This window comes from Mesopusillimonas faecipullorum (genome assembly GCF_020539505.1).
In the GTDB taxonomy this organism is placed as follows: Bacteria; Pseudomonadota; Gammaproteobacteria; order Burkholderiales; family Burkholderiaceae_B; genus Mesopusillimonas; species Mesopusillimonas faecipullorum.
Genome location: NZ_JACDXW010000003.1, coordinates 298,328 through 324,119 on the forward strand (window position 1 = coordinate 298,328; position 25,792 = coordinate 324,119).

Sequence of the window (25,792 nt, forward strand, 5' to 3'; positions counted from 1 at the left end):
CCCCTTTGTGAGTAAAGGAGCTGCCTCTTTTCTAGACGCTTAGGTAAGCGCGCCTGACGTCATCATTGGCCGCCAATTCGGCCATCGACGCCTGATACCGCAACTGTCCTTTTTCCAGCACATAAGCGCGATCCGACACCAGCTCGGCAAAGTGCATGTTTTGCTCGGACAGCAGGATGCTGACACCCTTGGCCTTGAGCTCCAGGATCATGTGCGCCATTTGCTCGACAATCACCGGCGCCACCCCTTCGGAAGGCTCGTCCAGCAACACCAAGTATGGGTTGCCCATCAGGGCCCGCGCCACGGTCAGCATCTGTTGCTCACCGCCGCTCATGCGCCCCCCGTGACGCTGCGGCATGGCTCCCAGGTTGGGGAACAAGGTGAATAGCTTTTCGGGCGTCCACTCTGGGGCAAGCTGCCCATCGGGCCAGGTGCGTTGTGGCTGACGGCCAACTGCCAAATTTTCCATCACGGTAAGGTCGGTGAACACACGGCGATCTTCGGGCACGAAGGCCAACCCCATGCGCGCAGCATGAAAAGGAGGCGTGCGCGAAATATCATTACCCAAAAACCGGATATTGCCTCGGCGTTTGTCCAACATGCCCATCAAGGCTTTAAGCGTCGTCGACTTGCCGGCACCGTTACGCCCCATCAGGGCAACCACCTCGCCACGACGCACTTCGATGTCGAGATCGAACAGAATATGCGCCGCGCCATACCAGGCATTCAGGCCTTTGGCCTGTAGCAAAACTTCCTTTTCCATCACGACGCTTCCTCTGCTTCGGCTTTCTTTTCGAATGTCTTGCCCGTCCCGAAATAGACTTCCTGAACCTTGGGATGGTTGCGGATGTCTTCAGGCCCACCTTCAGCGATAAGGCGGCCACGGGCCAGCACGATCATGCGGTCGGCATAAGCGAACACGACGTCCATGCTGTGCTCGGTAAACAGCACCGCCATGTTCTCTTTGATGACCAGCTGCTTGGTGAGGGCCATGAGATCGTTGCGCTCTTTAGGCGCCATACCGGCGGTAGGCTCATCCATCAGCAGCAACTTGGGCCGATTGGCCACCGCAATGGCCAATTCGACACGCTTGACGTCGCCATAAGCCAGGTCGCTACAAGGCCTATCGGCCTGCGCCACCATCCCGACTTTGTCCAGCAAAGCCAGGGCTTCATCGCGCTTGTAGTCGGCAGCCCGACGCCAGGTGGAAAGCAGCTTGCTATCGGCCGACAACAGCGCCATCTGCACATTCTCGGCCACCGTGAACGAAGCAAAGGTTTCGGCAATCTGGAACGTGCGGCCTACGCCCAGCGCCCAGATTTTGCGCGGCGGCTGGCCGACAAGCTCGTGACCGTCCAGCTTGATGGAGCCGGTATCGGCCCGCAGTTGGCCATTGACCATGTTGAAGGTAGTGGACTTGCCGGCCCCGTTGGGGCCGATCAAGGCCAGCAATTCGCCGGGGTTGATGTCGAAGGTAATGCCATCGACAGCGCGCACGCCCCCGAAAGACTTACCCAGGTTGGAGACTTTCAGCAAGCTCATGGACGCGCCTCCTGTTGATTGCGTTGAGCCGAACCCGCCTGAAAACGCTCGAAGAGCTGCTTAAGCGTACCGGCAATACCACGTGGGAACAGCAGAACCAGCAGCAAAATGATGCCGCCGAGCATAGCGCGCCAGAACTCGGTGCCGCGTGCTACGGTGTCATGCAACCAGGTGAAGGAAATGGCACCGACAATGGGGCCGGCCAGGGTTTGCATACCGCCCAGCAACACCATCACCAAACCATCGATGGACTTGTTGACGTGCAGGATTTCGGGAGCGATGCTGCCCTTGGAGAACGCAAACAGCGCCCCCGCCAAGCCAGCCACCATGCCCGCCAGCACAAAGCCATACCAATGGATACGCTTGACGTTGATACCGATGGCGTCGGCGCGCAAGAAGGAGTCGCGCCCTGCTCGCATGGCATAGCCGAAGGGAGAAAACAACACACGCCGCATCCACAGCACACCCAGTGCGACCAAGGCCAAGGTGAGGTAGTAGTAGCTGACCTTGTCATTGAGCCACTTAGCGGGCCAGATGCCGGTCAGACCGTTACTGCCGCCCGTGAAGTCATCCCACTGGAACACCACCGCCCAGGTGATTTGAGCCACAGCCAGCGTCAGCATGGCCAGGTAAACCCCGGATAGACGCACACTGAACCAGCCATACACCAAGGCACCCACGGCAGCCACCAGCGGCCCCATCACCAAGGTCATTTCCATGGGCACGCCCAGGTAACGCACCAACAGTGCCGCGGCGTACGCGCCTATGCCGAAGTAAGCCGCATGACCGAACGAGTGCATGCCGCCTGGGCCCATAATGAAATGCAGGCTAACGGCAAACAATACGGCGACCAGCACATCTATCATCAACACCGTAACGTACGGGGAAGCCTTGGTCACTTGCGGCAGCGCAATCAGCGCCAGCAATAACAAGCCGCCCACCCACTTCATGGTGGGGCTTGCGCGACGCAAAGGCTCTTCGCCTACCGTTACCTGCTTGTTGTGTCCTTGCGGTCGCCCGAACAGCCCCCAAGGACGCACGATCAGCACAACTGCCATCACCAGGAACTCGACAACCAAGGTCAGTTTGGTGAAGTTGATGGACATACCCATCACTTCGACCAGCCCCAGCCAGACGCAGACCGCTTTGATCTCGGCAATCAGCAAGGCCGCCACGTAAGCGCCGGGGATAGAGCCCAGACCGCCCACCACCACAATGACGAAGGCCGCGCCGATAATGTGGATATCCATCTCGAGGTTGGCCGGTTCGCGCGGCAATTGCAGCGCGCCGCCCAGTGCGGCCAAGAAAGCCCCCAGCGCAAATACGGCGGTAAACAGCCAGGCTTGATTGATACCCAGCGCACTTACCATGCCACGATCTTGTGTCGCAGCGCGTACCAAGGTTCCCCAGTGCGTGCGCGACAACATCAACCATAGCGCGCCAAGCACAACAGGCCCGACGGCAATGAGGAAGAGATCGTAGGTAGGAAACTGGCGCCCGAATATTGCGATCGCACCTTCGAGCCCCGGCGCGCGTGGCCCCAGCAGCTCTTCTGGCCCCCAGTAGCTAAGGACCACATCGCGCAGCACCAGCGCAACGGCAAAGGTTGCCAGCAACTGAAAGAGTTCAGGCGCATGATAAATGCGCCTGAGCAAAACGATTTCGATGAAGGCGCCCAGCAAGGCGACCATCAAGGCCGCACAAACGACAGCCACCCAGAAACCCAGGCCCTGCCCCCAGGTTTCGACGAAAGAGTACGCGACATAGATGCCCACCATGTAGAAAGAACCGTGGGCAAAGTTGACAATGCGTGTCACCCCAAAAATGAGCGACAGCCCTGAAGCCACCAGGAATAACGAGGAAGCCCCCGCTAGCCCGTTCAGCAGCTGAACGATGAATCCAGAAAAATCCATTTGTATCGAGACCAGGAGGTTGATCTGAGTGGCCGCGCTTGCGCCCGCAGATGCCCTGTCTCAGTTACGCGCCGCAATGATGAAATAAGTATTTGGCGCAAGAGACAGGGCAAACGGAAGACACGACCGGGACGAGACTAGCTTGCGCTTAGTCGGCCTTGCGCAATGCCTTGACTTCTTCGTCACTGGGCAGCAACTGACCGCCGTCCAGATATTCGCCTTCAGGCATGATGCCCTTGCCATCCTTGACGGCCAAGCGACCCACATGCAGCCCGAAAGTCGACTGGTTGTCGATATCGCGGAAGACATGCTTGCCGAACGGCGTCTCGTATTCCAGGCCCTTGAAAGCTTTGATCAGCGCTTCGGTATCGGTGGAACCGGCTTTTTCTATACCGGCGGCCAAAGCCTTGACGGTGGCATAACCCACTACGGAGTTCAGGCGAGGAGGCTCCTTGTACTTAGCCTCGTAAGCTTTCAGGAAGGCCTGGTGCTCGGGTGTGTCGATGTTGGTGAAGGGGTAACCCGTCACGATCCAGCCGTCGGGCGCATCGCCACGCAGAGGATCCAGGTATTCGGGTTCGCCGGTCAGCAAGCTGACGACTTCACGATCTTTAAACAAACCACGTGTTTTGCCTTCGCGGGCGAACTTGGTCAGGTCAGGCCCGAAGAGCACGCTGAAAATAGCGTCAGGCTTGGCGTCTTCCAGGGCCTGAACCACAGGGCCGGCATCCAGCTTGCCAAAAGGCGGGGCTTGCTCGGCGACGAACTCTACATCGGGTTGCAGTTTCTTGAGTTCTGACTTGAATGCCGCCACAGCCGCTTGGCCGTATTCGTAGTTAGGGTAAATCAGTGCCCAGCGCTTTTTGTTGAGCTTGGCGGCAGAAGGCGCAACCGAGGCGGCCAGCTGGTGGGTGCCATAACGTAAGCGATAGGTGTAACGGTTGCCGTCTTGCCAAATGACCTTGTCGCTAAGCGGCCCGGAAGCCAGGAAGAAGCGTTCACGCTGCTTGGCAAAGTCGGCAATGGCCACACCCACGTGAGACAAGGTGACGCCACTGAGGATGTCGACGTTTTCGCGTGAAATGAGCTCTTCGGCGATACGCACGCCTTCACCGGCGTTGGCGTTGTCGTCGCGGAAGATGGTCTTCAACTGTTTGCCCAGGACGCCGCCGGATTTGTTGATCTCTTCTTGGGCGAGTTCCCAGCCACGCTTGTAGCCGTGCATGTTGGCCGGCAGCGCCTTGTAGCTGTTGATCTCACCAATCAGGATGGTGTCGGATTCGGCCCGTACAGCCTGACTGCCACAGGCAAAGCCCAGCGTCAGTGCGGCCGCCAGCGCCATATGCTTCCAAGTTCTCATGGCTGTTTCCTTGTCTTAAAATATACAATATACATTAAACAGAATTTATGCGTGTCACGAGTCACGCCTAAAGCCTGACTTTAGAAAATTCTATGGATGTAGTACTCACTACAAATACTAGGGGAATCAAATGATGTGTGCAATATGGGGTTCACCCTTGGTCCCGCGTCTGGAAAAACGATTGTTTGCCCCAGACGCTGGCGGCACACCACTTTTTACAGCCCCGCCTTGAACAAAGCTTGCTCTTCTTTCCAGGCCTGACGAATAAACCGTGCGGCTGCGACGTTCTGTTCGAACAGGTTGTACTTGGCATTCAGACCGTAGTCGATCAGATTGATCATCTCGGTGGTGATATAGCGCAGGGGGCTGCCGGGGTTGCGCAAGTGGTAGCGCAGCGCCAGGCGTATGGCCTCTTTGGAGGGTTCGACCATATAGGCATGCCAGGGGGAATGCCACTCTCCTGCCTTAGGCGGCACGATAGGGTATTGAATGCCCCTGCCCGGCTCGCCTTGCTCATCCAGCGCCCAGGCGTTGCGCGGCTGATTCGGGCCCACGGTACGCAGCTGTATCCACTTCACCATGCCCAGATCCAGCCATTCTTGACATAAAGAGCCGGCCTCGAAGGGGTCAAGCACCATATCGCCTTTAGCGACCGCTTCGCGGCAGTGGGAGATATCCTGCTCTTGGTCATCGCCGATTTTGAAGATGACGTGGCTGTAATCCATGGTGTAGTGAAAAGGTACACCCATGTCTTGGATACGCTTGGCAATCGGCGTCACCCTATCGTACTGCTCGGTCCACATATTGACGTGCAGCTCGAATGAGGGGATTACCCCCAATTTGTCGCCGGCCTCGTAGACGTCCATGTAATGCGCGACGATCTCGTCATCGGTAATGACATGACCGTCGGCATGATGGGTAAAGGTCATGATGTTGTGACAACTGGCGCCCACTTCTTTACAGATGCGCAGGTTGTCGTGCAGCAAAGCCTCGTCTCGACCCAGCATATAAAACCAGCTGCAGGTGTGCACTGGCAGGTCGTACTTGGCCATGGCCTTTTCGTACTCACCCTGGTTGCTGCGCAAGGGCAGACGGTCAAAGTAATCGAAAACGCCAGACTCTTTTACCAGTCGGAACTGCTCGTCTATGCTGTGCTCTTCCAACGAAACCGGGCGCTCGGGCGAAGACGCCTGCGCACCACGGCCATTGCAACCCAACAGAAATGGGAAGCCCTCATCCATATTTGTCTCCTGTGCCGGATTTTTACCGGCTTGTCTTGATTATTGTTTCTTACACCACGCTTGAAACGGGGTGTCTTGTGCCGCCCGCAAGAGCGGCACCGAGTACTTTTAAGCGACAACCGGTTCAGCTTGGCCGGCTTTCTCGGCTTCGATGCGCGTCTGTACCAACTTGCGCATGCGCACAGGCGAAGCGTCAATAGCCAAGCGATAAGGCCGTGTATTCACACCATGTTTTTCGTTGTGGTGGATGGCCTCGAGAATCAGTTTGTCTTCACTGAAAGCAATACGGAACTGCTCGGAAAGCCGGCTATTGGTTTCAGCATCGGCATGGAAGTTCTTGACATGCAGCCAATGATCGATGGTGGTGTCCGCATCCACCGGCGTCATGAAATGGCAGGCATAAATCTGGATACAGTCGTCTCGATTGCCTTCAGGTGCGCCTGTGCCGGTGGCCGCACTGCCAAAGTCGATGACGGCAATGCTGGGGGCCGTGTAATGGTAATAGTGCCAACGATCGACATTGCCCTTGAAGTTGCCGAACTTCTGGAACAGCGGTATGGCGGGCGCGTCGATAATCCAACGCCAGGTGACTTGGCCGTTCTCGGTGGGGGCAAACTGCACGGGCACGTCTTCGCTGGCCGCGTTGCCTAAGGTGCTCAGGTGCACAAAGCTAACATGGGCAGGGTCACAAAGGTTGTCGGCCAGGTTCAAGTAAAAACAGCCGATTTCCAAGGCGTCGCCCTCGACGGAGCTCCAGTTTTCTTTGTCGTGGTACTGCGGCAAGTCGTACACCAAAGAGGTGTCGGCCTTTTCGGGGTCGCCCATCCAGATCCACACCAAACCCATGTTTTCGTGAGTGGGAAAGGTATCGACCGCTGGGCTGCCAACGATACGTTGCCCAGGAATGCGTATGCATTTGCCCGAGCAATCAAAGGTCATGCCGTGGTAGCCGCATTCGATGGCGTCGTCTTTGAGGCGACCGATAGAAAGGGGCGCCATGCGATGCGGACAGATATCCAGATGTGCGACGACCTTGCCCGTGGAACTGCGATACAGCACCAGGTCTTTTTCGATAATGCGGCGCTTGGTCAGTTCGTTGGCGATGTCGCGAGACCATGCAATGGGATACCACGTATTCAATACATATTCGGCCATGAGAGCCTCCTTTGTCAGGGCCGGGCGGCGCCCCCGTGGGCTGGGGTACACCTGGCATTATCCATCTGCATTTAAGGATACATCACCCACGCATATAATTAATAGAACGCTCGCTACATTAAGTGCATAATACCCTGATCTGTTTTGTTATGGCAAACTCTTTAACAGCCAGACTTATCACAACCACATGAAAGCGAAAGACATCGACCTGAACGCGGTAGTCGCCTCCATCGGTAAGGAAGAACCCGCCCCTCGCAAACGGCCCTTCAAAGCTCGCTGCGCCAAAACCACGCGCCAGAACATTCTGAAAGCCGCGCGCGAGGTGTTTTCGCGCAAAGGCTACGAAGGGGCGCGCATCGAGAAAATATCCAAGGCCGCCAAATCGTACGACAGCCTCATCTACTACTACTTCGGTAGCAAAGAAAAGCTGTTCGTCGAGGTACTGGAAGGCGCCTATCGCGATATTTTCGAGGCCGGCCAGAACTTGCCCCTAGACGAAAACGACCCTGAGGCAGCCTTGCGCCAAATCATCGAGTTTCCGTTTCGCTACTACATGGCCCACCCCGAGGTCATTGTGCTGCTCGGCACCGAAAACCTTCACGCGGGTAAACATATTTCCAAATCAAGCACCGCCGACCAATACGCCTTGCCCATGCTCACCATTCTGCAAAGCGTCATAGACAAAGGCATCAAGAAAGGGGTGTTTCGCAAAGACGTTGATTGCGAGCAGCTTTATATGGCCATTACATCGTTGGGATACTTTTACGTTTCCAACCGCCATACTTTTTCGGCCTTCATGAATCGAGACCTGTTACACCCCGAACGCATAGAGGCCTGGGCGCATTACATCAGCACGCTGCTGCTGGATTCCGTACGCAAGCACAAAACAACCACGTAAATGTGCGTAAACTAGCGCCGGCGCGAAACCAGATCCGCAGGCATCGCCAACACCAGGACGGCTATTCGCCGCAAGTCCGTACTTGATCAATTCATGAACAGCCCTGACAGCAAACAGCCCGCCGCCGATAAGCCAGAAACGACAGGCTCCACTGCGGCCAAGCCCAGAACCCGCAGACGCTCGGCCAAAACGACACGAGACAATATTCTGCGTGCCGCCAAAAAGATTTTTTCCAAAGAAGGCTACGAGGGTGCGCGTGTAGACACGATCTCCAAAGCCGCCAAGTCGTACGACAGCCTTATTTATTATTATTTTGGCAGCAAAGAAAAACTGTTCATCGAGGTCTTGCAGAACGCCTACAAAGACATGTTCGAGGCCGAAAAAAACCTACCCCTGGACCTTGAAGACCCTGTCGGCGCCTTGCGTAAATTCGTGGAATTCCCACTGCGCTATTACGTCTCCAACCCCGAGATCCTGACGCTGCTGGGCACCGAGAACCTGCAAAAGGGCAAACATATTTCCAAGTCGCGCTCGCCCGAGCAGTACTCGCTTCCCGCCATCGCCATTTTGCAAGACATCGTGGCCAAAGGCGTAGAAAAAGGGCTGTTTCGCGAAAACGTAGATTGCCGCAAGCTGTACATTGCCATGACGGCCTTGGGCTATTTTTACGTCTCCAACCGCTACACGTTCTCGGCCTTTTTAAGCCACGACTTGATGCAAGCCGACAACATAGAAGACTGGGCCGGCTACGTCAGTGACCTTCTGGTCAACTCGATTTCACCGGCTAAACGCTAGGGCATTTATTCTGGCTTGGCGGCGCCCTGATCTGCGGTTTCGCCTTCGCTAGAGCGGTGGGTCACCGCCCCCGCGATCAAGGTATACGCCACAGGCACCACGTAAAGCGTCAGCAAGGTGCCCAAGGTCAAGCCCCCCACCAACACCCAACCTATTTGCTGGCGCGATTCGGCACCTGCCCCGGCGGCATAAGCCAAAGGCAAAGTACCCAGCACCATCGCCCCGGTGGTCATCAAGATGGGGCGTAAGCGCATGACACTGGCCTCGGCCACCGCCTGCAGCTTCTCCATGCCTTCTTCGCGCAACTGCGTGGCAAATTCCACGATCAGAATGCCATGTTTGGTGATCAAGCCAACCAAAGTGATCAAGCCTATCTGGCTGTAAATAGACAAAGTGCCCCCCGTCAGCCACAAGGCAAGCAGCGCGCCCGTCATGGAAAGCGGCACCGACAACATGATGATGAAAGGGTTGCGCCAGCTTTCGAACTGAGCGGCCAACACCAGATAGATGAACACGATAGCCATCAGGAACACCAGGTAGATGCTGCCCGAGGAATCACGAAATTCACGCGACTGGCCGTCCAGATCGATTTGCACAGTAGAAGGCAGCACTTCGGAAGCCACCTGATTCATGTGTTCCAGCACCTCGCCCAGGGCATAACCGGGGGCGACCGCCGCCTGCACCTTCACCGCCCGCAAACGGTTGAAGTGATTCAAGGATTGCGGGGAAACGCTTTCAACCACATTGACGAAGTTATCCAACTGCACCATACCACCGCCCAAGGTGCGCACGTAGATGTCGGAAATATCGGCAGGTGCCGCCCGGTCTCGACGGTTCACCTGCACGATGACGTCGTACTGTTCGCCACGATCACGATAGCGCGTCACTTGCCGACCGCCCAGCATGGTTTCCAAGGTGCGGCCCACCGTATCTACCGATACGCCTACGTCGGACACCCGCTCGCGATTGACCGACACCTGCAGTTCGGGGGTGTTCAACCGCAAATCCGTATCGATGTTCTGCAAGCCGGGATAGTCGCGCAGTCGCGCAATGAATTGATCCGTCAACGCCGCCAGCTGCTCGTAGGAATCCTGGCTAAGAATAACGAACTCCACCGGCTTGGAAGTAGCCCGCTGCCCCAGTGAGGGCGGGTTGGTCGGGAAAGCCCTTATGCCTGGGAGCGCATCAAACTTGGGCCGTAGAGAAGCCGCTATGCTTTGCTGACTGCGGTCGCGTTCGTTCCAGTGCTTCAAACGCAAGATGGCGAAGCCATCAATAATGGTGGGAAAGCCGAGAATGGTCTGATTCCCTGCCGACTCGGGGATGTCCCCATACATAGACTCGATGCGTTCTATGCTTTGCAGGGTGTAATCAAGCGTGGCGCCGTCGGGTGCCGTAATAATGCCAAACACCACCCCCCTATCCTCTATGGGCGCCAGTTCGCTTTTCACCACGTTGAACAGCACGCCGCTGGCCAAGGCCACGGCCAAGCCCAAGACCAAAACGATGAAACGATGACGCAAGGCCAGCGCCAAACTACGGCGATATCCCCGGGTCAGACCTTCCAGCAGCCCCTCAATGAAGCGATAAAGCCGCCCATGTGAGGTTTGTGGACGCAGCAAGGTTGCGCACATCATGGGCGTCAGCGTCAGGGCCACAAAGCCGGAAATCAGCACGGCCCCCGCAAGCGTCAGGGCAAACTCGATAAACAGCCGCCCTGTGCGGCCAGTGGCAAACGCCAAGGGGGCATACACCGTCACCAAGGTCAGGGTCATCGCCACCACGGCAAAGCCGATCTCGCGTATGCCAATAATGGCAGCCTCGATGCGTGTTTTGCCTTCTTCTATATGGCGATATACGTTCTCAAGCACGACGATGGCGTCGTCCACCACCAAGCCTATCGCCAGCACCATGGCCAGCAGCGTCAGCGTGTTGATGGAGAAACCCATGAAATACATAAGCCCCATCGCGCCTATCAGCGATACGGGGATGGTGACGATGGGAATGAGACTGGCGCGTACGCTGCGCAAGAAGAAGAAAATGACCAGCACCACCAGAACGATGGCTTCGAAGATGGTGGTGTAGACCGAGTTGATCGACTCCTGGATGAACACCGAACTATCGTAGGCGATATTCAGACGCAGGCCGTCGGGCAAGGTCTCGTTGATGGCTTCGACCTCTTCCCGCACCGCACGTGACAGCTCCAGCGGATTGGCGGTGGATTGCTTGGTCACCCCGATATTCAGGCCATCGGCACCATTGAAGCGGGACAGCATGCGCTCGTCGGCTGGGCCTATACCGACACTGGCCACATCGCCCAAGCGTACCGGGTAGCCCTTTTCATTAGAGACGATAACGTCGCGAAACTGCTCTATGGTGGTGAGGTCAGTGGTAGAAACCACCGAAAACTCGCGCTCAATGGACTCGATACGCCCAGCTGGAATCAATACGTTCTGGCTGCGCAGCGCATTCTCTACATCTTGCACCGTCAGGCCCAAAGCCGCCAGCTTTACACGGTCTATGTCGATGCGCATGGCCGGCTGGCGCTCGCCAAAAATACGCACCTCTGCCGCACCGGGCAACACTGACAGCCGTGTTTTGACGTAGCGGTTGATGTAATCGGAAGCCTCTACCGCCGATAGCCCTCCCGCCTCGACCGCAATAAACACGACCGGCGTGGAGTCGGCCTCGACCTTGCTGATGATGGGTTCGTCGATTTCATCAGGCAGGAAACGCCGCGCCCTGGCCACCTTATCGCGCACATCCGCCGCGGCAGCGTCAGGATCGCGATTCAAATTGAATTTGATATTGATGAAGCTACGTTCGGAACGGCTGTTGGACGTCATGACATTCACGCCCTCCATCCCGGCCAACTGATCTTCCAGAGGCTTGGTCACCTGCGACTCGACCACGTCAGGCGAAGCGCCTTTGTAGTCGGTGCGCACCGACACCACCGGTTCATCGATGGCGGGATACTCCCGTACCGTCAGGCGGTCGTAAGAGATCAGACCAATCAGCAATATGACCAGTGACAGCACTGTCGCAAAGACAGGCCGTTTGATGCAGGTTTCCGACAGAACCATGCGTCGTGCTCCGTATTTAGTCGCCGGCTACAGCGCTGCCCGCCGGCACGGCACGCACCGGTTGACCATCAACAACTTTTTGTACGCCCGCGACGACGACCTCGTCGCCTTCGCGCAGGCCCGCCGTGATTTCCGCCCTGCCCGCCTGGCGCTGACCCAGCTCGACGGCTACGCGCTCGACCCGGCCATCTTGCACGCGGTACACGTATTGGGTTTGCCCCACCGGCGCCAAGGCGGCCTCGGGCACGCTTAGCACCTGTGCGTCGTTGAAACGCAACTGCACACGGGCGAACATGCCAGGACGCAAGAGATGATCGGGATTGTCGACATTGGCGCGCAGCAGAATGGAGCGCCCGGCCACATCCACCGCTGGGCTGATGGCGCCCACCGCACCCTCACGCTCGACACCGGGCAAGGCGTCAAAGTGCAGCACCAGCTTAAGCCCAGCTTGCACCTGCCCCAGGTATTGCTCGGGAACACGAAAATCGACCTGCAGGGGGTCGATGGATTCCAGCGGTACAAGGTCTGTGCCAGGCGCCACGTATTCGCCCACCGACACATTGCGCAAGCCGATCAAGCCATCGAAAGGCGCCAGAATCGCGGTTTTTTCGAGTTGAGCCTTGGCCAGCGCCACCGCAGCCTGCTGCAGCTGTAATTGGCTGGCCGCTTCGTCACGAGCCTGTTGGCTGATGAAACCCTGACGGCTCAGCTCTGCTGAACGTCGGTGCTGACTTGCCGCCAGGTTAAGGCTGGCCTGCGCCTGTTGCAGCTGGGCGCGCAGCACGCTGTCGTCCAGACTGACCACGGCATCGCCTTTCTTGACCGGCTGACCTTCGTGGAAATGGATGTTGGCAATGCGCCCTGCCACTTCGGGGCGCAACACCACGGAGTCCTCTGAGCGCAGCGACCCCACCGCCGACACGCTGCGGGGCAAGTGCATGACCTGTACTTTAGCGACTTCCACGGTGCGTGGCTCAGCCTGCTGCGTAGTGCCTGGAGCCGGCGCCTGAGCAGCGGCAGGTGCGGCTTCCGCGGGGACGGCTGATGGACTGGCTAACCACCGCGAGCCCGCTACGCCCAAGCCCACGCCAGCCGCCAAAGCGATCAACCATACGAAGTTACTGAGTTTCATACTTATCAGATCCCAAGCCGGACGCCATTTTTATCGTCGCAAATATTAACGCACCCAGCCCGACATCAGTCAGACCATAAGAAAACCCGGCCCTCCCGGCAAGCCGCAATGGTTTCAGTCGACTACAGCCGCCCTGGCCTGCTCTACGCCTTGGTTGGCCAGCTGGTCGGCATGCTCGTTACCCGGGTCACCAGCGTGACCCCTGACCCACTGCCAGCTTACCTCGTGCTGCGCGACCAGGGCGTCAAGCTCTTGCCATAGATCGGCATTCTTGACCGGCTTTTTATCGGCGGTTAACCAGCGCCTGCGCTTCCAGCCGGGCAACCACTCGCTCATGCCTTTTTGCACGTACTGGGAGTCGGTATGAACAATGACCTGGCAAGGCCGCTTCAGCATACGCAGCGCTTCTATCACCGCACGTAATTCCATGCGGTTATTGGTGGTGTCGCGCTCACCCCCACAAATTTCTTTCTGATGACGCCCGTGGCGCATCAGCGCCCCCCAGCCGCCCAAGCCCGGATTGCCCTTGCACGCGCCATCCGTCCAGATTTCCACCACCTGCATACTGCTGCTCATTGCTTACCTTCGGTCATTGTCGGGCGGCTGGCGACCACCGCTTGGCGCCCCCGACGGCGTTCTCGTTTTTTCCAGGCGGGCGTCAGTAGGCGCATGCCGGCCACACGCCGCACCGCAGACACCACATATACCGCCCCACACACCGGCCACCAGCGATCGCCTGCGGCCTCCATGAAAGACCAGCGCTGCAGCCACTTATCAGTTTGACAGGGTGGTGCATAGCAGCCGAAGCGCCCGCGATCTGCCTCGAATGACAACAGCTTGAACCAGTCTTTAAGACGCGTAAGCGAAACCTGCATATGCGCCGGCACAGGCGTTAAGGGGTCTAAGCCGGGCAGGCGCTCATGCGCCCCCCAGAGGCTCCAGGGATTGAACCCGGCGATCACGACCCGGCCTTCAGGCACCAGCACACGCTCGGCCTCGCGCAGCACCTGATGAGGGTGGTTGGAACACTCCAGCACATGAGGTAATATCAGCAAGTCAATACTTTGGCTGTCGAAGGGTAGGTGCTCGGGCTCGGCGTAGGCGTGCACACGCGTAGCTGGCATGGCTAGCGTGCCGGCGTCTTTTGTCCAGGTATGAACCCGGCTTTTTGTCGGGATGCGGTTAGCCTGCAGGAAATCAAACTGGGGCAAACCCAACTGTACTGCATGATAGCCAAATACATTGGTCACCATGGCATCCACCGTTTTGCGCTCCCAGGCCCGCACGTATTGTCCGGCGGGTGTTTCCAACCAGTCCGCCAGTTCTACGATTAGCGGTTGTTCCTGCACGAAAACGCTCCTATGGTTAGCTTGCCCAATCATCCATCCGCCAAACTGGTGCCAGTGCCGGCTTTTACCGACAACTACATCTGGCTGGTCTGTCGCAACGGTCGCGCCATGGTCGTCGACCCCGGTCAGGCCGAACCCATACAGCGCTACCTGCAAGAATACCAGCTTCAGCTAGACGCTATTCTCATCACGCATCACCATCCCGACCACGTAGGCGGGGTCGCCGAACTCAAGGCCCAAACGGGCGCTACGGTGTACGGCCCACTGGGCGAAACCCTGCCCGTTTGCGACGTGCGCCTCAAAGAGGACGACACCGTCACCTTGGCAGGTCTCGATCTTTCCTTCTCGGTGCTCGACATCCCGGGCCATACCGCAGGCCACATTGCTTACTTTGGCTACCTAGACGACGCCAGGCCCATCGTGTTCTGTGGTGATACACTCTTTTCGGCTGGCTGTGGGCGCCTTTTCGAAGGCACCCCCGCGCAAATGCTCAACTCGCTTGGCAAACTCAAAGAGCTTCCCCTGGAAACCCTGGTCTGCTGTGCGCACGAGTACACGCTATCCAACCTGCGGTGGGCTTTGCAGGTAGAGCCCTGCAACCAAGCCTTGCAGCATCGCTGGGAACAAGCCCAGCAATTGCGCTCGCAAGGGCGGCCCACCTTGCCTTCCACCATAGGCACCGAACTCGAAACCAACCCTTTTCTGCGCCCACTACAGCAATCCGTAGCCAGCGCCGCCTCAGCCCATGCCGCTAAAGACCTAGATTCCGCCGTCGCGGTCTTTACCGTACTACGAGAATGGAAAAACAACGCCTGACCCCGATGAATTCTTTTTTCCAACGACTATTCCTGCTGGTATGTCTGGCCGTGCTGGCAGGTTGCGCCACTCGGGCGCCCGACACCAAGCACCAAGCCGTCCGTACCTCGCACGACGCCGCCATTACTTCCCGCACCATCGATCTCATGAACCCGCCCCGGGACATGTGGGATCGCATCCGTCGCGGTTTTGCCATTCCGAATCTGTACGACTCGCATACCGAAGAATGGACGCAGTATTACGCAGAGCGCGCAAAGTCTGTTTATCGCATGAGCGAGCGTGCCAGCCGCTATCTGTATTACATCGTCGAAGAGCTCGAACGACGCGGCTTGCCCACAGAACTCGCCCTGCTACCTTTTGTTGAAAGCGCCTACAACCCGACGGCCTATTCGCGCGCCAAGGCTTCCGGCTTATGGCAGTTCATACCCAGCACGGGTCTGCATTACAACCTGCAGCAAGACAAATGGCGCGACCAGCGCCGCGACCCTATCGCCTCTACACAAGCCGCACTGGATTACCTCAGCTACCTATACGAATTCCAAGGCGACTGGTATTTGGCACTGGCCTCTTACAATTGGGGTGAAGGCTCCGTCAAGCGCGCTATTCAACGCAATGAAGACGCAGGGCTAGGCACCGACTACCTGGCTTTGCGCATGCCCGATGAAACGCGCAACTACGTGCCTAAGCTGCAAGCTATCAAGAATCTTATCGCCGACCCTCAGCGCTACGGCATTACCCTGCCGGTGGTCGCTAATGAGCCCTATTTCACTACGGTCTCCGATATGCCCACGCTGACGGTCAGCGATGCGGCCCGACTGGCCGAAATGTCTCTGGAAGAATTTCAGGCGCTGAACGCCTCATTCAATCACCCGGTCATCTTGGCCGAGCACAACCCCACGCTGTTGCTGCCCAAAGACAAAGCCCCTATTTTCCAGTCCAATTTGCAGCGCCAGGCGCATACGTTGAATCAATGGAAAACCTATCAAGCCGCCAAGGGTGAAAGCTACAGCGCCATCGCTAAAAAATTCGATGTCACGCTTGAGCAGCTACGCGCACTCAATGGCATCAGCAAACGCCAAACCCGCGCAGTCGCCCAAACGCTGGTGGTGCCGGTTCAGGCGGCACCCAGCACAGGCTTGCGCTTGGCCGCGCTCGACACCGGCGACAGCCCCTTGCCCGCTGCCGGTGCCGCCTCCAAGCGCACACCCTCGTCGACCCCGGATATCGTGGTGCGGCGCAGCCCCGCTACAGTTCGTACCCATACGGTAAAGCGCGGCGAAACATTGTTCGCCTTGGCCAAACGCTACCAGACCACAGTAGACGCGCTGCGCAAGCTGAACAACCTTAAAACCAATAACCTTAAGCAAGGCGCGCGTTTGCGAGTGCCCGGCACCCAAGTGCGCGGCTAGGCTTCCCGGTTACCATAGCTACTTTCTATATTTTCGTTTTACTGTACAGGATACAACCATGGGTTTTCTGCAAGGCAAGCGCATACTGGTCACGGGCGTGCTTTCCAACCGCTCTATCGCCTACGGCATTGCCCAGGCTTGCCGCCAGCAAGGGGCCGAACTCGCACTCACCTACGTAGGCGAGCGCTTCGAAGAACGCGTGCGCGGTTTTGCGGCCGAACTCGGCAGTTCACTGGTCTTACCTTGCGACGTCAGCGATGACCAGCAGATCGCCCAGACCTTCGAAAGCCTCCAGTCCGAATGGGGCTACCTGGACGGCTTGGTGCATTCCATCGGCTTTGCGCCTCGCGAAGCCATCGCCGGCGACTTCCTCGAAGGACTGTCTCGCGAAGCCTTCCAAATCGCCCACGACATTTCCGCTTATAGCTTTCCCGCTTTGGTCAAGGCCGCCCTGCCCCTGCTTGAAGGCCGCAACAGCTCGGTGCTGACGCTGACCTATCTGGGTGCGGAAAAAGTGGTGCCCAACTACAACACCATGGGCTTGGCCAAGGCATCGCTCGAAGCCAGCGTGCGTTACCTGGCGTCCAGCATAGGCCCACGCGGCATTCGCGCCAACGGCATTTCAGCCGGCCCCATCAAAACTTTGGCTGCCAGCGGCATCAAAGATTTCGGCAGCATCCTGAAATTCGTCGAAAAATATGCCCCGCTGCGGCGCAACGTCACCATCGAAGACGTCGGCAATGTCGCCGCATTTCTGCTGTCAGAATTGGCGGCAGGCGTCACCGGCGAGATCACCCACGTCGATGCGGGGTTCTCGACGGTAACGCCGGGTATGGAATAAGCGAAAGCGGCCAAGCCATTACCCCCACCCGTCTGGACGACGGGTGGCAGGGTTTAGAACTGACAGACCGAGTAAACCGGCAGACCGGTTGCTGTGATGGTTTCGGAACCTTTAAGCTCGGGCAAATCAATAATACAGGCGGCCTCAACCACGTTGGCACCCAGGCGCTGCAACAGCTTGGTCGCGGCCAACATGGTGCCGCCGGTGGCGATCAGGTCGTCGATCAGCAGCACACGCTGGCCGGGTTTAACCGCGTCATCGTGCATTTCAACTGCCGCATTACCGTATTCAAGAGAGTAGTCTTCAGAAAGCGTACGGTGGGGCAATTTGCCTTGCTTGCGTACCGGAACGAAGCCCAGATTCAGCTCGTAAGCCAGCACGGATCCCAGAATGAATCCGCGCGCATCAATACCCGCCACCAAGTCTAGGCGCTGCCGCATATAACGATAGACGAACAGATCGACCAACACCCGAAATGAACGCGGATCTTGCAGAACAGGCGTGATGTCGCGGAAAGTGACGCCGGGCTTGGGCCAATCGGGCACACTGCGTATGGTCTGGCGTATATAGGCGACGGGATCGGTGTTCATGGATGCTTCTAAGGGGAGAAATAAGAGGGGTGTTGCGCAGAGTTCTAACTATAAACCGGTTTGCGTCAACGTGCCGCCCAGCCCAGACAGACGCTGAAGAACCTTATTGTTACCGCGCTTAGCTGCAAGCGGTAAAATTCCTTCATGAACTCTAGCACTGATATGTCTGAAAAACTCGCGCTGGAATCCGCTCAGCGCACGCTGGATATTGAGATCCAAGCCCTGGAAACCCTAAAGGCGCGCCTGGGCCGGCCCTTCGCTCAAGCGGTTGAGATGCTGCTGGCCTGCGAAGGCCGCGCTGTTGTCACCGGCCTAGGCAAGTCCGGTCATGTCGCGCGCAAGATTGCCGCCACGCTGGCCTCTACCGGCACACCTGCGTTTTTCATGCATGGCGCAGAAGCCATACATGGCGACTTGGGCATGATCACGTCCAACGACGTCCTGATAGCCATCTCGTATTCCGGCACCGCCCCCGAACTGGTGGCAGTGCTTACCTACGCGCGGCGTATGGGTCTACCCTTCATCGCCATCTCGGGCCACCCCGAGTCCGAATTGGCCCAAGCCGCCGACCTGCACCTGGACGTGCAAGTCGAGCAAGAGGCATGCCCTTTGAATCTGGCGCCGACAGCCAGCACCACGGCCACCATGGCATTGGGCGATGCGCTGGCAGTGGCCTGCCTGGAAGCGCGCGGGTTCAACGCCGAAGATTTCGCCCGCTCGCATCCTGGGGGCGCTTTGGGGCGCCGATTGCTGACGCGTGTGCGCGACCTCATGCGCTGGGGCCGATCTTTGCCCACGGTTCGCCCTGACACGCCCATTCCTTCCGCCCTCGAAGAAATGTCGCGCAAGGGCATGGGTATGGTCATTATTCAAGATGCACAAGGCCGGCCCACGGGCATCTTTACCGACGGTGACCTGCGCAGGCTACTCGTTTCCCGCGGAGACGTACGGCAGTTGCCGGTCTCGGTGGGCATGTCGCCCAACCCCCGCACCATCAGTCCGGACATGCTGGCCGCCGAGGCGGCAAAGCACATGCACGACGGGCGTCTATCGCAAATGATCGTGGTCGACGAGAGCGGGCTATTATTAGGAGCCCTGCACATGCACGACCTGTTAGCCGCCAAGATCCTCTGACATGACTCAAGCTCCTACCGTTACTCATCCCGCCGAAGCCCTTATTCTGGCAAAACTGGCACCCACCGTTGTCGAACGTGCGCGTCAGGTTCGACTCATGTGCTTTGACATCGACGGCGTACTCACCGATGGCAGCCTTTGGTACAGCGAGCACGGCGAAGCTGTCAAACGCTTTAACGCCCTCGACGGCCATGGTTTGCGCCTTATGCGTGAAAGCGGCATTGCCATTGCCCTGATCACCGGTCGCGAAGGCCCCATCGTTGCCCATAGAGCCGCCGATCTGGGCATCTCCATGGTATTGCAAGGCATACGCGACAAACTCGCCGCTGTTACCGAGCTGGCCGCTCAAGAATCCCTTACATTGGATCAGGTGGGCTTCATGGGCGACGACCTGCTCGATCTTTACGCCATGCAGCGCGTGGGTTTTGCGGCAAGCGTGCCCAATGCCCCCGGCTACATCACCCAAGCGGCCCACTGGGTGTCCTCCCGCGAGGGGGGGCAAGGCGCCGCGCGCGAATGCTGTGACCTGATCTTGGCGGCACAAGGCCGCTTGGCCGCATTTTTCAACCCCAACGCCGTGATCCTCGGGGGCGTGGCCCAATGAAGGATCGCCTGCCGACACTCATCGCCATCATGCTGCTGCTCGCGCTGGTGGCCGGCACGTGGTGGGCGGCAGACTACACACAGCGTTCTATTCCCATAGAAGCCGCACGGAGGCTGACCCACGAGCCCGATTCCTGGGCGGAGCGCTTTGTCATGCTGCGCACCGATGCCCAGGGCGTCGCCGCCAATCGCATGGAAGGCGATCACATGTTGCACTTTCCGGATGACGACTCTTACGAAGTCACACGCGCACGCGCGGTAGGCCAGCGCGCAGGCACGCCGGTGACGGTCGGTACTTCCGACATCGCCATCATGGACCAAGACGGCCAACGCATCACCATGCGTGGCAATGCCAAGCTACATCGCGCGGCAGACGCCGAGCGCGAAGCCATGGACGTCAGCAGCGAAGAACTGATTCTGCTGCCCGACGACAACCGCGCCTATACCGACCTTCCCGCCAAGGTGGTGCATGGCAAGTCCGTGATGCATGGCACCGGCATGCAGTACGACAACAACACACGGCAATTGCGTGTGCTCAGCGCCAGCGACGTCAAGATTTCCTCTCAAGATACCCAACAAGGCCGGCGCGACCGCCCGCCCCAAGCCAGCGACGCTAAACCATGAACCTGAACCTACGCCCCACTCTGCTCTCGTGGCTGGCACTGCTGCCCATCCTGCTGTTGTGCGCGCAGCCGGCTTTGGCCCAAACCAACGCTCCCGAGAACGAGCCCGACACGCTCATATTGTCCGACACCCTGGAATATGACGACCTTAAAAAGCAAAGCATTTTCACCGGCAATGTCGTCATGACGCGCGGCCTGATGACGCTTAATGCCGACCGCCTCGTCATGCGTGAGGACAAGCAGGGCTTTCAGCATGGCACGGCCACCGTTACCGGCAGCCCACGCGTGGTCATCCGCCAAGAAAATCCCGAAAAATTCGAAATCATCATTGCTCGCGGCTTGCGCGCCGAATACAACGGCCAAACCGACGAAATCGACCTCATAGGTCAAGCCACCGTCACCAAGTACGTCTGCGGCCAACCCTTCGACACCATCAGCGGTGAACGAGTCAAATACAATCAGCGCAACAGCACCTATAACGCCAGCGGCGGGCCGCAATCCGCCGCTGCGGGTGGCAGAGTTCGCTCGTTAGCAACGCCCAGTGCCAAGGCCGAGGCCGCCGCCGCGGCGTGCAAGGACGCTCCAAAACCTTGATCCCAGCCTCCGCCTGTTCTTCGCTCATTTAGCTTTACTTACGCCCATGTCAGCTTCCGCTCAACCGGCCGTCTCGCCCCCCCTTTCCCCCAGCCCTCAAACAGGGGGGTTGTACGCCACGGGGCTGCGTAAAACCTATGGCAAACGCACGGTCGTACACGACGTCTCATTATCGGTAGAAAGCGGCGAAGTCGTGGGTCTGCTGGGCCCGAACGGGGCCGGCAAAACCACCAGCTTCTACATGATCGTAGGCATCGTGCCCGCCGACGCCGGTCGTATCGAGATCGAAGGGGTCAACATCACCGCCATGCCCATGCATAAACGGGCCAGGCTGGGGCTGTCCTACCTTCCCCAAGACGCTTCTGTTTTCCGTCGTCTCACGGTAGAAGAAAACATCCGCGCCGTGCTCGAACTGCAACACGACGAGAACGGTCGCACCTTAGACCGCACTCAAATCGCTGAAGGCCTGGAGTCGCTGCTGGAAGAGCTGCAAATCGGCCACATCCGACGCAATATGGCGCTCTCGCTGTCGGGGGGCGAGCGCCGCCGCGTTGAAATCGCCCGGGCCCTGGCCAGCAATCCACGTTTTATCCTGCTCGACGAGCCTTTCGCGGGCGTCGATCCCATCGCCGTCATCGAAATCCAGCGCATTGTGCAGTTCCTCAAGGGCCGCAATATCGGCGTGCTTATCACCGACCACAATGTGCGCGAAACCCTGGGCATCTGCGATCGCGCCTATATCATCAGCGAAGGCAAGGTGCTTACCAGCGGCCACCCCAGCGACATCATCAATGACGAGGCCGTTCGTGCCGTCTACCTGGGCAAAAATTTCCGAATGTAGGGTTGTTTGACCGCGCGCAAATTTAGTCCTTGCCCGGGCTTGATTTCGGCTGCACAAGCGCTACACTAAAAGCGTGTCAACTTCATGAAGGAGCCCCAAAGCCGACCTTTCAAACTCTTCTACAGAAGGCAAGTTCGTTTTTACAGGAGATCTTTGCATGAACCTGAACATCAGCGGTCGCCATTTGGAAGTTACTCCCGCCATTGAGGCTTACGTAAAAAGCAAAATGGCACGTGTCGCCCGACACTTCGATCACGTCATAGACACCCAGGTCATGCTCTCAGTAGAGCGGCTCAAGCACACAGCGGGAGTCACCATGCGCCTACGCGGTAAAGACCTTCACTGCGAGGCTGACAACGACGACCTTTACGCCGCCATAGACTTGCTGGCCGACAAAATCGACAGGCAGGTCATCAAGTACAAAACCAAGGTCCAAGACCACGCTCACGAACCGATCAAACGCCAAGTCAACGAGCTGGAATAAGATCGCGTCCCGGCCGGGCACGCCCCCATTGCGTCAGGCGTTCCCGGCTCAGAACACCCTTCCCCCACACAATATCTGGCTTTCATTGCATGCATGCAACGAGGTGGCTTTATCAGAATGCCATCCGCCCATATAATGTTCGTCATGAACCAGATGCCGCAAATCCTGCCGCTCAGCAATATTGTGCTCGATTTGGCTGTTACCAGCAAAAAACGGGCCTTCGAACAAGCCGGACTGCTTTTCGAAAACCACCACGGTATTGCCCGCACAGCAGTCATCCAAAGCCTTATTGCCCGAGAACGCCTGGGCTCCACTGCACTCGGTCACATGATCGCGGTTCCTCATGGCCGCATCAAAGGTCTTAAAGAGCCTTGCGCCGCATTTGTGCGGCTGGCAGACCCTGTGCGCTTCGACCCCAGCGACGGCCGCTTGGCCAACCTGCTGTTTTTCGTGTTGGTTCCCGAAACCGCCACGCAGGTTCACCTTGACCTGCTCGCCGAAATCGCCCGCTTGGTCTCCAACCCATCGGTGCGTCAGGCACTCTCCACCGAAACTGACCCCGCCGTTATCCACCGCCTGCTGACCAGCGAACCCGCCGAAACCGCTTCTGATTAGCCTAGGCCACACTTAAAGGCAAGCCATGCTGACCATTCGGGAGCTCTTTAGCGAGTACGCGGATAAAAGCTCACTTACTTGGATTGCCGGAGAAGCTTCCGCCAACCGTGCCGTTGCCATAGACGGCGGCCCAAGCGCCGACCTGGTCGGCCACCTGAATCTCATCCATCCGGCGCGCATCCAGGTTTTCGGCAAAGAAGAACTCTCTTACTACAATCGCTTCGAGCCCCGACGTCGCCTACACCATCTCGAAGATTTGGTCGCCGGTGGCGTGCCGGCCATCATCATGGCCGAAGCGCTCTGCCCCCCCGCAGACCTTCTCGATTTTTGCCAGACCCAACAGATCCCCCTTTTGGCCAGTTCCCTGAGTGCCGCCGAGACCATAGATTTGCTGCGCATTTATCTCAGCAAGCGGCTGGCCCCCACCACCACCATGCACGGCGTATTCCTAGATGTGCTGGGCTTGGGTGTACTGATACGCGGAGACTCGGGTTTAGGCAAAAGCGAACTGGCGCTCGAACTGATCTCTCGCGGCCACGGGCTGGTGGCCGATGACGCTGTCGAGCTGGCGCGTATCGCCCCCAACACGATTGAGGGTCATTGCCCACCTCTGATACAGAACCTGCTAGAGGTGCGCGGCTTGGGCTTGCTCGACATACGCACCATCTTCGGCGAAACCTCGGTGCGCCGAAAAATGTTGCTCAAACTATTGGTGCAATTGGTGCGCACACACCCCGAGAACTTCGAGCGCTTACCCATGCAGCAACAAACCACCGATATACTGGGGACACCGGTGCGCACCGTCACCCTGCAAGTGGCGGCCGGACGCAACCTGGCCGTGCTAGTCGAAGCCGCTGTGCGCAACACCATACTTTCCCTGCGCGGCATAGACACCATGAGCGAGTTCATCGAGCGCCAAGCACTGGCCATCATGGAAAGCAGCCGTAACGGCTGATGGTATCAACATGCTGAAAATAGTCTTTATTACAGGTATTTCGGGCTCGGGCAAGTCTGTCGCCTTACGTATGCTGGAAGACTCAGGTTACACCTGTGTCGACAATCTCCCGGCGCGCTTTCTGCACGATTTCATCGCCATGAGCCGAGAAGGTGGAATGGAACGCGTGGCCATCGCCATCGACGTTCGCTCCCCCGGCGAATTAGATGAATTGCCCGCGGTCATCACCAGCTTGCGCGCCAGGGGTACCGCCATACAAGTGGTTTTCCTGGACTCCAACGATCACACGCTGATGCAGCGTTATTCGGAATCCCGACGCCGTCACCCCCTGACCGATCGCCTGCAGCGCGACGGCATTACGCCTTCCTTACAAGAGTGCATCGCAACCGAGCGCCGTATGCTGGCCTCACTGCGCGAGCAAGAGCACGTCATTGACACCTCAGATCTCACGCCCGGTCAGTTACGCGCCTGGATACGCGATCTGATCCGTGCCGATAGACCCGCAGTGGTACTCACCTTCGAGTCGTTCGCCTATAAGCGCGGCGTACCCGGTGATGCCGACTTGGTCTTCGACGTGCGCTGCCTACCCAACCCCTACTACGATCACCTCTTGCGCCCCATGACCGGACGCGATGTTCCGGTGGCGCAATGGTTAAGCCAGTTCGGCAGTGTCGGCACCATGGTCGACGACATCGCCGGCTTTGTTGAGCGCTGGTTGCCGCTGTATATGCAAGACACGCGCAACTACCTGACAATAGCCATAGGCTGTACGGGCGGGCAGCATCGCTCGGTCTACGTGGCCGAAGAGCTCGCCCGCCGCTTTTCTTATCATTCCCCCTTGTTGGTGCGCCACCGCAACCAGCCCGCCCCCGATCTGCCATGAGCCGCTGCGCCCGATTACTTGCCTGCACCCTCTTGGCCACACTCCTGGCGGCCTGCGGAACCTCTAGCAAAAAAGGCGCCTACTACCAAGACGATGGCCCTGGCAGCGACATCCCAGCCAATATCGCCGCCATACCCGATGCCATCCCCCGCATAGAGCCCTACGCTCGGGGTAATCTACGCCCCTACCGTGTGCTGGGCCGCTCTTATACGCCTATCTCCGACAGCCGGCCTTTCAAGCAAGAAGGTGTGGCTTCTTGGTACGGACGTAAATTTCATGGGCAACGCACCGCCAATGGCGAAACCTACGATATGTACGCCATGACGGCGGCTCATCCTACACTACCGCTGCCTAGTTATGCGCGTGTTACCCACCTGAATAATGGCCGTTCCGTCGTCGTGCGCGTCAACGACCGGGGCCCCTTCCTGCATTCGCGCATTATCGATCTCTCGTATGCCGCGGCCAGTAAATTGGGCTTTGTCAACCACGGTAGCGCAAGAGTCCGCGTCGAGGCCATTACCCACGAAGAAATCCGCCTGGCGCAACGCAGCGGCAGCACCGTTGCAGCCAGCGCCGCCCCTCAGCCCAGCAATACCGCCCTGACGAGCCCGCAAACAATGGCTGTCTCGCTGCCTGCCGATCTGCAGCCCACGGCACGCTCAGCCAATGAACCCGTGCTTGCGAGGGGTACTTACATTTATCTGCAGTTCGGCGCTTTCAATGCTGCCGACAGCGCCTATGGTTTGGCGCACCATATCAATGCGCAACTAGGTAGCGACGAAAGCCGCACTGCTCAGGTGCAACAAGCCAATGGCCTGCATCGCGTGCGTATGGGGCCTTACGCCAGCCGTGGCGATGCCCTGGATGCCGCAGTGCGCATTCAGGAACGTACCGGCCAGCAAGCCACTATTGCCTTGCAATAAACGGCCCGCAAGC

The 25,792-nt window shown here is 58.3% G+C and carries 26 protein-coding genes; 15 read left to right on the forward strand and 11 right to left on the reverse strand.

From position 1 onward, the window contains the following. Nucleotides 1–31 precede the first annotated feature (31 nt). The 6 genes from H0484_RS07910 to H0484_RS07935 all read right to left on the reverse strand — a co-directional run bounded on the left by H0484_RS07910 (nt 32) and on the right by H0484_RS07935 (nt 7,211). Nucleotides 32–763, reverse strand: a complete 732-nt coding sequence (locus tag H0484_RS07910) for an ABC transporter ATP-binding protein (protein ID WP_226954035.1) — start codon at nt 761–763, stop codon at nt 32–34. After that, nucleotides 763–1,542, reverse strand: coding sequence for an ABC transporter ATP-binding protein (locus tag H0484_RS07915; protein WP_226954037.1), 780 nt, complete (start codon nt 1,540–1,542; stop codon nt 763–765). Before H0484_RS07915 ends, H0484_RS07910 begins: the two co-directional genes overlap by 1 nt. Beyond that, nucleotides 1,539–3,455: an ABC transporter permease gene (locus H0484_RS07920; protein WP_226954039.1), complete on the reverse strand. Its 1,917-nt coding sequence runs from the start codon at nt 3,453–3,455 to the stop codon at nt 1,539–1,541. Before H0484_RS07920 ends, H0484_RS07915 begins: the two co-directional genes overlap by 4 nt. Nucleotides 3,456–3,603: 148 nt before the next feature. After that, on the reverse strand, nt 3,604–4,815 hold the full coding sequence (locus tag H0484_RS07925) for an ABC transporter substrate-binding protein (RefSeq protein ID WP_226954040.1): 1,212 nt from the start codon (nt 4,813–4,815) through the stop codon (nt 3,604–3,606). A 215-nt stretch (nt 4,816–5,030) separates the two neighbouring features. Beyond that, entirely contained in the window at nt 5,031–6,056 is a 1,026-nt protein-coding gene (locus tag H0484_RS07930) for a xylose isomerase (protein WP_226954041.1), read from the reverse strand. Nucleotides 6,057–6,164: 108 nt separating this feature from the next. Further along, nucleotides 6,165–7,211, reverse strand: a complete 1,047-nt coding sequence (locus tag H0484_RS07935) for an aromatic ring-hydroxylating dioxygenase subunit alpha (protein ID WP_226954042.1) — start codon at nt 7,209–7,211, stop codon at nt 6,165–6,167. Between the two features lie 187 nt (nt 7,212–7,398). Here H0484_RS07935 and H0484_RS07940 point away from each other — a divergent pair, with 187 nt between their 5' ends. Together H0484_RS07940 and H0484_RS07945 are read left to right on the forward strand one after the other, a co-directional pair. Further along, nucleotides 7,399–8,109, forward strand: coding sequence for a TetR/AcrR family transcriptional regulator (locus H0484_RS07940; protein ID WP_226954043.1), 711 nt, complete (start codon nt 7,399–7,401; stop codon nt 8,107–8,109). Between the two features lie 93 nt (nt 8,110–8,202). Continuing rightward, nucleotides 8,203–8,904 carry a TetR/AcrR family transcriptional regulator gene (locus tag H0484_RS07945; RefSeq protein WP_226954044.1) on the forward strand — a complete coding sequence of 234 codons (702 nt, stop codon included), beginning with the start codon at nt 8,203–8,205 and terminating at the stop codon, nt 8,902–8,904. A gap of 5 nt (nt 8,905–8,909) precedes the next feature. On the opposite strand, the gene H0484_RS07950 is transcribed toward H0484_RS07945, so the two are convergent. The 4 genes from H0484_RS07950 to H0484_RS07965 form a co-directional block, all read right to left on the reverse strand. After that, the gene (locus H0484_RS07950; protein WP_226954045.1) at nt 8,910–11,987 is read right to left on the reverse strand and encodes an efflux RND transporter permease subunit; all 3,078 of its coding nucleotides are present in this window, start codon (nt 11,985–11,987) and stop codon (nt 8,910–8,912) included. Between the two features lie 16 nt (nt 11,988–12,003). Continuing rightward, entirely contained in the window at nt 12,004–13,119 is a 1,116-nt protein-coding gene (locus tag H0484_RS07955) for an efflux RND transporter periplasmic adaptor subunit (RefSeq protein WP_226954046.1), read from the reverse strand. A 114-nt stretch (nt 13,120–13,233) separates the two neighbouring features. After that, nucleotides 13,234–13,695 (reverse strand): ribonuclease HI, encoded by a 462-nt coding sequence (gene rnhA / locus H0484_RS07960; RefSeq protein WP_226954047.1) that lies wholly within the window; start codon nt 13,693–13,695, stop codon nt 13,234–13,236. Further along, nucleotides 13,692–14,468: a class I SAM-dependent methyltransferase gene (locus H0484_RS07965; protein ID WP_226954048.1), complete on the reverse strand. Its 777-nt coding sequence runs from the start codon at nt 14,466–14,468 to the stop codon at nt 13,692–13,694. The genes rnhA and H0484_RS07965 overlap by 4 nt, the downstream gene beginning before the upstream one ends. Nucleotides 14,469–14,480: 12 nt before the next feature. Here H0484_RS07965 and gloB point away from each other — a divergent pair, with 12 nt between their 5' ends. From gloB to fabI, 3 genes are read left to right on the forward strand one after another with little or no spacing between them, the layout of a single operon-like run. Then, nucleotides 14,481–15,284 (forward strand): hydroxyacylglutathione hydrolase, encoded by an 804-nt coding sequence (gene gloB / locus H0484_RS07970; RefSeq protein WP_226954049.1) that lies wholly within the window; start codon nt 14,481–14,483, stop codon nt 15,282–15,284. A 5-nt stretch (nt 15,285–15,289) separates the two neighbouring features. Then, entirely contained in the window at nt 15,290–16,693 is a 1,404-nt protein-coding gene (locus H0484_RS07975) for a transglycosylase SLT domain-containing protein (RefSeq protein WP_226954050.1), read from the forward strand. 58 nt (nt 16,694–16,751) lie between these two features. Then, nucleotides 16,752–17,534, forward strand: coding sequence for an enoyl-ACP reductase FabI (gene fabI / locus H0484_RS07980; RefSeq protein WP_226954051.1), 783 nt, complete (start codon nt 16,752–16,754; stop codon nt 17,532–17,534). A gap of 53 nt (nt 17,535–17,587) precedes the next feature. On the opposite strand, the gene H0484_RS07985 is transcribed toward fabI, so the two are convergent. Then, on the reverse strand, nt 17,588–18,124 hold the full coding sequence (locus H0484_RS07985; RefSeq protein WP_226954052.1) for an adenine phosphoribosyltransferase: 537 nt from the start codon (nt 18,122–18,124) through the stop codon (nt 17,588–17,590). Between the two features lie 144 nt (nt 18,125–18,268). On the opposite strand from H0484_RS07985, the gene H0484_RS07990 reads away from it, so the two are divergent. The 10 genes from H0484_RS07990 (at nt 18,269) to H0484_RS08035 (ending at nt 25,779) form a co-directional block, all read left to right on the forward strand. Next, nucleotides 18,269–19,258, forward strand: a complete 990-nt coding sequence (locus H0484_RS07990; RefSeq protein ID WP_226954053.1) for a KpsF/GutQ family sugar-phosphate isomerase — start codon at nt 18,269–18,271, stop codon at nt 19,256–19,258. A gap of 1 nt (nt 19,259) precedes the next feature. Further along, complete coding sequence (locus tag H0484_RS07995) at nt 19,260–19,862, forward strand: KdsC family phosphatase (RefSeq protein ID WP_226954054.1); 603 nt, start codon at nt 19,260–19,262, stop codon at nt 19,860–19,862. Beyond that, complete coding sequence (lptC, locus tag H0484_RS08000) at nt 19,859–20,485, forward strand: LPS export ABC transporter periplasmic protein LptC (protein ID WP_226954055.1); 627 nt, start codon at nt 19,859–19,861, stop codon at nt 20,483–20,485. The genes H0484_RS07995 and lptC overlap by 4 nt, the downstream gene beginning before the upstream one ends. Beyond that, on the forward strand, nt 20,482–21,078 hold the full coding sequence (lptA, locus tag H0484_RS08005; RefSeq protein WP_226954056.1) for a lipopolysaccharide transport periplasmic protein LptA: 597 nt from the start codon (nt 20,482–20,484) through the stop codon (nt 21,076–21,078). Before lptC ends, lptA begins: the two co-directional genes overlap by 4 nt. Nucleotides 21,079–21,124: 46 nt before the next feature. Further along, complete coding sequence (gene lptB, locus H0484_RS08010) at nt 21,125–21,919, forward strand: LPS export ABC transporter ATP-binding protein (RefSeq protein WP_226954057.1); 795 nt, start codon at nt 21,125–21,127, stop codon at nt 21,917–21,919. Nucleotides 21,920–22,076: 157 nt separating this feature from the next. Then, nucleotides 22,077–22,403 (forward strand): ribosome hibernation-promoting factor, HPF/YfiA family, encoded by a 327-nt coding sequence (gene hpf / locus H0484_RS08015; RefSeq protein ID WP_226954058.1) that lies wholly within the window; start codon nt 22,077–22,079, stop codon nt 22,401–22,403. A 144-nt stretch (nt 22,404–22,547) separates the two neighbouring features. Continuing rightward, nucleotides 22,548–23,018 (forward strand): PTS sugar transporter subunit IIA, encoded by a 471-nt coding sequence (locus H0484_RS08020; protein WP_226954059.1) that lies wholly within the window; start codon nt 22,548–22,550, stop codon nt 23,016–23,018. Between the two features lie 25 nt (nt 23,019–23,043). Continuing rightward, nucleotides 23,044–23,973: an HPr(Ser) kinase/phosphatase gene (gene hprK, locus H0484_RS08025; protein ID WP_226954060.1), complete on the forward strand. Its 930-nt coding sequence runs from the start codon at nt 23,044–23,046 to the stop codon at nt 23,971–23,973. Nucleotides 23,974–23,983: 10 nt separating this feature from the next. After that, complete coding sequence (rapZ, locus tag H0484_RS08030) at nt 23,984–24,856, forward strand: RNase adapter RapZ (RefSeq protein ID WP_226954061.1); 873 nt, start codon at nt 23,984–23,986, stop codon at nt 24,854–24,856. Further along, nucleotides 24,853–25,779, forward strand: a complete 927-nt coding sequence (locus H0484_RS08035; protein ID WP_226954062.1) for a septal ring lytic transglycosylase RlpA family protein — start codon at nt 24,853–24,855, stop codon at nt 25,777–25,779. The genes rapZ and H0484_RS08035 overlap by 4 nt, the downstream gene beginning before the upstream one ends. Nucleotides 25,780–25,792: the final 13 nt, after the last annotated feature.

Excerpts from the sequence above, each read along its gene's own strand:
- H0484_RS07955 (WP_226954046.1), bottom strand. The coding sequence starts at position 13,119 with ATGAAACTCAGTAACTTCGTATGGTTGATCGCTTTGGCGGCTGGCGTG.
- H0484_RS07925 (WP_226954040.1), bottom strand. The coding sequence starts at position 4,815 with ATGAGAACTTGGAAGCATATGGCGCTGGCGGCCGCACTGACGCTGGGC.
- H0484_RS07985 (WP_226954052.1), bottom strand. The coding sequence starts at position 18,124 with ATGAACACCGATCCCGTCGCCTATATACGCCAGACCATACGCAGTGTG.
- H0484_RS07975 (WP_226954050.1), top strand. The coding sequence starts at position 15,290 with ATGAATTCTTTTTTCCAACGACTATTCCTGCTGGTATGTCTGGCCGTG.
- hprK (WP_226954060.1), top strand. The coding sequence starts at position 23,044 with ATGCTGACCATTCGGGAGCTCTTTAGCGAGTACGCGGATAAAAGCTCA.
- lptA (WP_226954056.1), top strand. The coding sequence starts at position 20,482 with ATGAACCTGAACCTACGCCCCACTCTGCTCTCGTGGCTGGCACTGCTG.
- hpf (WP_226954058.1), top strand. The coding sequence starts at position 22,077 with ATGAACCTGAACATCAGCGGTCGCCATTTGGAAGTTACTCCCGCCATT.
- lptC (WP_226954055.1), top strand. The coding sequence starts at position 19,859 with ATGAAGGATCGCCTGCCGACACTCATCGCCATCATGCTGCTGCTCGCG.
- H0484_RS07950 (WP_226954045.1), bottom strand. The coding sequence starts at position 11,987 with ATGGTTCTGTCGGAAACCTGCATCAAACGGCCTGTCTTTGCGACAGTG.
- H0484_RS07940 (WP_226954043.1), top strand. The coding sequence starts at position 7,399 with ATGAAAGCGAAAGACATCGACCTGAACGCGGTAGTCGCCTCCATCGGT.
- H0484_RS07930 (WP_226954041.1), bottom strand. The coding sequence starts at position 6,056 with ATGGATGAGGGCTTCCCATTTCTGTTGGGTTGCAATGGCCGTGGTGCG.
- H0484_RS07915 (WP_226954037.1), bottom strand. The coding sequence starts at position 1,542 with ATGAGCTTGCTGAAAGTCTCCAACCTGGGTAAGTCTTTCGGGGGCGTG.
- rapZ (WP_226954061.1), top strand. The coding sequence starts at position 23,984 with ATGCTGAAAATAGTCTTTATTACAGGTATTTCGGGCTCGGGCAAGTCT.
- H0484_RS07935 (WP_226954042.1), bottom strand. The coding sequence starts at position 7,211 with ATGGCCGAATATGTATTGAATACGTGGTATCCCATTGCATGGTCTCGC.
- H0484_RS07995 (WP_226954054.1), top strand. The coding sequence starts at position 19,260 with ATGACTCAAGCTCCTACCGTTACTCATCCCGCCGAAGCCCTTATTCTG.
- rnhA (WP_226954047.1), bottom strand. The coding sequence starts at position 13,695 with ATGAGCAGCAGTATGCAGGTGGTGGAAATCTGGACGGATGGCGCGTGC.
- lptB (WP_226954057.1), top strand. The coding sequence starts at position 21,125 with ATGTCAGCTTCCGCTCAACCGGCCGTCTCGCCCCCCCTTTCCCCCAGC.
- H0484_RS07945 (WP_226954044.1), top strand. The coding sequence starts at position 8,203 with ATGAACAGCCCTGACAGCAAACAGCCCGCCGCCGATAAGCCAGAAACG.
- H0484_RS07920 (WP_226954039.1), bottom strand. The coding sequence starts at position 3,455 with ATGGATTTTTCTGGATTCATCGTTCAGCTGCTGAACGGGCTAGCGGGG.
- gloB (WP_226954049.1), top strand. The coding sequence starts at position 14,481 with ATGGTTAGCTTGCCCAATCATCCATCCGCCAAACTGGTGCCAGTGCCG.
- fabI (WP_226954051.1), top strand. The coding sequence starts at position 16,752 with ATGGGTTTTCTGCAAGGCAAGCGCATACTGGTCACGGGCGTGCTTTCC.
- H0484_RS07990 (WP_226954053.1), top strand. The coding sequence starts at position 18,269 with ATGAACTCTAGCACTGATATGTCTGAAAAACTCGCGCTGGAATCCGCT.
- H0484_RS07910 (WP_226954035.1), bottom strand. The coding sequence starts at position 763 with ATGGAAAAGGAAGTTTTGCTACAGGCCAAAGGCCTGAATGCCTGGTAT.
- H0484_RS08035 (WP_226954062.1), top strand. The coding sequence starts at position 24,853 with ATGAGCCGCTGCGCCCGATTACTTGCCTGCACCCTCTTGGCCACACTC.
- H0484_RS08020 (WP_226954059.1), top strand. The coding sequence starts at position 22,548 with ATGAACCAGATGCCGCAAATCCTGCCGCTCAGCAATATTGTGCTCGAT.